Raw genomic sequence first — 5,186 nt, 5'->3', positions numbered from 1 at the left:
AGGAACGAAGTAACAATGGTCATTCTACGAACGAGGCGGCTCGGCTTCAACGCTGCTTGAGTGGACCACTTTTCATTATAATCGCTATCCCAGAGATATCTCGATCCCCCAGGATCCGCAGTCTCAGACGTGGATGACGCTCGCTCCAGCTTGGAAACGCGCGCTCCAGCGCCTCGCCGCTCGCATGCCGGTGAGCTGACACTCCAAGTGTGAGCCCTCCAACGTACGCCGCGTTTGACTGCCGAGAACACTCGAGAGAAAATTGGGAGCACGGGGAACGCCCATCAGGCCACAAAATTTGCGAACTCCTCGCAGTCGGGCATTCGTGGGTTGATATTGTTTGATGTCAGCCGACGAGTCTGCAGTTGATGAGCGGAAAAAAGCCGCGCGTTTGCACGTGCGCGTTTTATTCGAGAGGTTGTCGTTGCCGACTTCCTCCAAAAGTATCTCGACTTTTTCGGTTAAAGATCTTTTGGACACCGCCGTGCGGTACAAAGCTCCTGCGGACATGATGTCCAAATTGGAAAAACTTTCTGACGAACAGCTCTGTTGGCACGTTCAGAAGAATTTTTTTCACAACCGGAATGCTGCCGTCGCGGCATTCCAGTTTGCTGACAACTTTCTGTCCCTGTCATCTATACAGGAGTTGCTCAGCTGGAAGGATTTAACTTCGGTAAATGTGTCCGATGGAACCTCCGGCGGTACCAGTGTTCACGGGCGCTCGTTGGATGGAACCATGGAGGCTGGCTCTGAAACCACCTCCGACCTCGCATCTTCCCCTGAGATCCAGCAGCTGATGGCCAACATGCAGCTGTTGCAAGAGAAACTCCGGGTATTGGAGGAGGAAAAGGCCCTCGCCCCCGATGAGGACGAGGACCGTACCGCCGGCGGCCGCCGGGTGGAACTTCTCCCCGCAGTTTTTAACCTCTTGCCTGTGGATCCAGTGCGCGAAGAGTTGACGAAGACGACTCTGGCGTCAATTTTGCGGCAGTACCCACTTCCCAGTGGCTACACTTTGAAGGCCGGCGAACTCTCAGTCGACGAGAAGGCTCGCCTGCCCGCGCTAGTTGCCGAGGAGATATCCAAACTCGGCAAGATCATCAACCGCTACACGGACGTCGCGCGTCCGCTCCTGGGCCTCCTCAACGTTCTGCAACAGGACGAGGAGGTGGGCAACCATCTCGTCTCCATTCCCATGGTGCGAGATGTCACGTTGCACGCGCTTCAACTTCTGTTTCATCATAACTCCAAACTGGAGACAGAGCGCCACCTGGTGCACTTCAAGGACGAGAAGGTCCTCCAGTCGGTGTTTCAGAAGTCCGTCAAGAAGCCGTTCTTCTCCGAGACCGAGAAGAACAAGATCGAGGCGGTCGCCGCCGAGCACAAACGCCTCCGCAAGATCAAGGAGAGCCTGCACGGCGGCAAGAAGACGATCAAGAAGAAGCAGCCGCGGCCTACGCCGCGGTCCGGCGCACGCGCCCCTCCGGAGTCAACTTCGGTTCAGGGCGGCTTCGACAAGGGCAAGAACCGGCACTCCAAGCCCGCCGGCGGCAAAGGCCGCGGCAAAGGAGGTAAAACCGGCGGAGCGCGGGGTCAAGAGAAGACCTCCGCGCAGGACGAATGAGCACCAATGTGCTCCGCCCCGGGTCCGCGGGCGCCCCTCGACGAGGTCACGGTCCCTCCCCAGGATCGGGAACGAGTTGGGGGGCGTCTGCGGGCCCACTACCGCCACTGGCGGCACGTGGGCAACAAGACGGTGCGCCGGTGGGTTCGCGAGGGAGTTACGTTCGACTTCAACAACGACCCACCAGCGCCCCGCCCCGCCTTCGACTCGGCGGGCAGAATTTCGGATCCCGTACGCTTCGCAGCAACACGGGAGACTGTGCTCAAGTATCACAAGATCGGCGCTCTGGAGCTGGTTCCAACTTCGGAACAGGGAAAAGGCACATACCTAACCTTTTTTCCAGTGGAGAAGAAGACACCGGGCGAGTGGCGGGGCTGCCTCGACGCGCGTCCGGTGAACGAGGCGCTCAAGCACGAGCACTTCAAGATGGAGGGCTTGCTCACGGCGCGTCAGCTCATACGCCGCGACGACTGGATGACAACTTTGGACATCACAGAAGCCTACCCTCACCTCCTCATAGCTCCCGAGCAACGTCAGTTCTTCCGGTTGGTCTGGGAAGGTGTTCACTACCAGTACCGCGCGCTGTGCTTCGGTGTGGCACCGGCACCGCGCATCTTCACCAAGATCTTACGTCCCGTGATCCAACGTCTTCGAGCGGCAGGCATTCGCTGCGTGCCGTACCTCGACGACATATTGATCCTCGCGTCGTCCCGCGAGCAGAGCATCAAGCAGTCCCAGTTGGCCGTCGACCTCCTGGTTCGGTTGGGATTTCTCATCTCACCAAAATCTTGTCTGGACCCCTCACGAACTCGCGAGTTCTTGGGCATGACGATCGACTCGCACAGGCTCGAACTTCGGGTCCCGCGCGAGAAGATTCGCAAGTTCAGACAGGTCGTCAGGCAGTCCCTGCGCCTGGACGACCAGCATCGTTTGACCCTCCGCCAGTTGGCAGGCGTGATCGGCAAGATTCAAGCGATGGCCCCGGCCGTGTCCCCGGCGAGGTTGTGGTCCCGGCACCTCCTCTTCGCCAAGAACCGCGCTCTGGCGAGCAGCGGCTCACCGCGCACGGCCTGGAACAACGTGGTGCGGCTGTCGGCGGACAGCCGCATCGAGCTCGAGAAGTGGGTCAACCTGCTCGAGCACTGGAACGGCAAGAGCTTCCTCCCGCCCAAGACCCGCCACGTGGTCACGACGGACGCCAGCAGCTTCGGCTGGGGCGGCTGGATGGGCAAGGAGGACGTCCAGGGCTTCTGGACACGCGCCGAAGCGAAGCGCAGCAGCAACAAACGGGAGCTGCACACCACGGTCCTCGTGGTGCAAGCACTTCGCCGGAAGCTCCAAGGCTCCGTGGTGGAGATTCGCACCGACAACCTCACCACGATGGCGTACATAAACCACCAGGGGGGACGCGACCCGGCTCTGACGGAGCTCGTTCGCCCCTTGTGGGACTGGGCTCTCCAAACCCGTACCACTCTCTGCGCGACGTACATCCCGGGCAAGATCAACGACCGAGCGGACAAGCTCAGTCGCCGCAAGCGGGACCGCACGGACTGGATGCTTCACCGGAACCTTTTCAGTCGGTTGTCTCGCCAGTGCGGCCCTTTCACCCTGGACCTCTTCGCCACTCGCCTCAACGCGCAGGTGGCGAGGTACGTCTCGCGCTTCCCCGACCCTGGGTCAGTGTCGGTGGATGCTTTCCGCCAAGACCTTCGGAAGGAGCGGGCCTACGCCAACCCGCCCTTCAACCTCATCACCCGCCTGCTGGCGATGGTGAAGAGGCAGCGCGCGCGCCTCACGGTGGTGCTTCCAGCCTGGGAAGCCCAACCGTGGTGGCCTCTCCTCGCGGAGATGCTGGTCGCCCCCCCGATTCGTCTCCCTCACGGCCTCGACACGTTCCTGCCGGGCCACCTGGGGAACGAACTTCCGATGGGGGCCCCTCGCTGGACGGCAATCGCAGCGACGATATCAGGCGCGCCCTCGGCCACCGCGGCTTTCCAGCGCCGGTGGCTCGAGCTATGTCGGAGAAATGGTGTACCAAGTCCACCAACGCAGGCTACGCCACGTCGTGGCGACGTTGGCTCGATTTTTGTTCGCGGCGTGGGTTCGATCCCATTTGCGGACCTGAACTGACCGACAAGGTCCTGCGGCACCTCTCCGAGTTCCTCACGGAACTGTCCAACGATGGACTGGCCGGCGGAACAGTCGCCAATGCCCGCTCGTCGCTCTGCGGAGCGTACGAGCTCCTGCTGGGAACCAAGGAACTGGGGTCACACCCCTGGCTGACGTCGGTGGTCAAGACGGCCAACAACCGCGTGCCCAAGAAGCCTCGCTACGAGGAGATTTGGGACGCCAGCCTGGTGGTGGGATACTGGGCGCGCACACCCGCGTCCACCCTCACCGCGAAGCGCGACCGCGCGATTTCGCTGGGGTTTCTCGCTCTCTTCGCCCGCCCTTCGGACTTGGCACGAATTTCGCGTTTGCCGGCACACTGGCAGGCCCTGCCTGACAAGTACCGCTTTCGCTTTCGTTGCCCGAAAGAGGCTCGGGGCGTTGAGTCGGCCCTCTCTCCCTGGATTGAACTTCCGTTCCTCCCAGCCGACGGCCTCGACGACGACACGGTCGGCTGCTGCAGCTGTGCAGGCCGAGCGTGGAAGAGCTACTTCGATGCTCTCGAGTCGTCAGGCGTCAAGCACCTCCCTCTGGAGGTCGAAGCGTACCCTCGCGGTCGCTTCCTTTCGGTACCTTTGGCACCTTTCACCGGAACACCACCGATTCACGGCACATTTCACCACCCCCTCGGAGCTCAACGACTCTCCACGGTGATGAAAGCGGTGATGACGGCCGCCGGCGTGGACACCTCGGTCTACAAAGGCGGCTCCGGCCGGCACGCGGGCTCCTCCGCTGCCGCCGCTGGTGGTTCGGATTTGCTGCTCGTCATGAGGACGGCCCGTTGGTCTTCGTTCAAGACCTTCAGGAAGTTCTACTTGCGCGCACGCATCACGGACGCACAACGTCGCGGGGCGACGGACTAGGAATCAACTTTGGACGCACTAAGGCGCGTTCGGCTGACACTGCTATGAAGCCTCAAGCAGCGTTGAAGCCGAGCCGCCGAAGTGAAGTAGAATAGATCATTGTTCGAGGAACGAAGTAACAATGGTCATTCTACGAACGAGGCGGCTCGGCTTCAACGCTGTACCCTCCCTCCCTGTTCACCTGTTCACAGTTTCCCTGTTGGTTGTGCCACGAATGCCCAGCAGTTCGCAAATTTTGTGGCCTGATGGGCGTTCCCCGTGCTCCCAATTTTCTCTCGAGTGTTCTCGGCAGTCAAACGCGGCGTACGTTGGAGGGCTCACACTTGGAGTGTCAGCTCACCGGCATGCGAGCGGCGAGGCGCTGGAGCGCGCGTTTCCAAGCTGGAGCGAGCGTCATCCACGTCTGAGACTGCGGATCCTGGGGGATCGAGATATCTCTGGGATAGCGATTATAATGAAAAGTGGTCCACTCAAGCAGCGTTGAAGCCGAGCCGCCTCGTTCGTAGAATGACCATTGTTACTTCGTTCCT

3 protein-coding genes are annotated in these 5,186 nt (G+C 60.9%); all 3 read left to right on the top strand.

The window, feature by feature from the left end; genetic code table 11:
* Positions 1-343 precede the first annotated feature (343 nt).
* The 3 genes from QZ197_RS16020 (at position 344) to QZ197_RS16010 (ending at position 4,656) form a co-directional block, all read left to right on the top strand.
* Positions 344-1,624 carry a hypothetical protein gene (locus tag QZ197_RS16020; protein ID WP_296433255.1) on the top strand — a complete coding sequence of 427 codons (1,281 nt, stop codon included), beginning with the start codon at positions 344-346 and terminating at the stop codon, positions 1,622-1,624.
* 117 nt (positions 1,625-1,741) lie between these two features.
* Positions 1,742-3,754: a DNA N-6-adenine-methyltransferase gene (locus tag QZ197_RS16015; protein ID WP_296433254.1), complete on the top strand. Its 2,013-nt coding sequence runs from the start codon at positions 1,742-1,744 to the stop codon at positions 3,752-3,754.
* Positions 3,640-4,656, top strand: a complete 1,017-nt coding sequence (locus QZ197_RS16010) for a hypothetical protein (protein WP_296433253.1) — start codon at positions 3,640-3,642, stop codon at positions 4,654-4,656. The genes QZ197_RS16015 and QZ197_RS16010 overlap by 115 nt, the downstream gene beginning before the upstream one ends.
* Positions 4,657-5,186: the final 530 nt, after the last annotated feature.

The organism is Yoonia sp. (assembly GCF_017854415.1).
Lineage (GTDB): Bacteria > Pseudomonadota > Alphaproteobacteria > Rhodobacterales > Rhodobacteraceae > Yoonia.
The sequence above is the reverse complement of the archived record's forward strand: the minus strand, read 5'-3'. Positions and strand labels throughout refer to the sequence as shown.

What these genes read in the sequence shown, in the direction of transcription:
- QZ197_RS16010 (WP_296433253.1), top strand. Translation starts at nt 3,640, where the DNA reads ATGTCGGAGAAATGGTGTACCAAGTCCACCAACGCAGGCTACGCCACG.
- QZ197_RS16020 (WP_296433255.1), top strand. Translation starts at nt 344, where the DNA reads ATGTCAGCCGACGAGTCTGCAGTTGATGAGCGGAAAAAAGCCGCGCGT.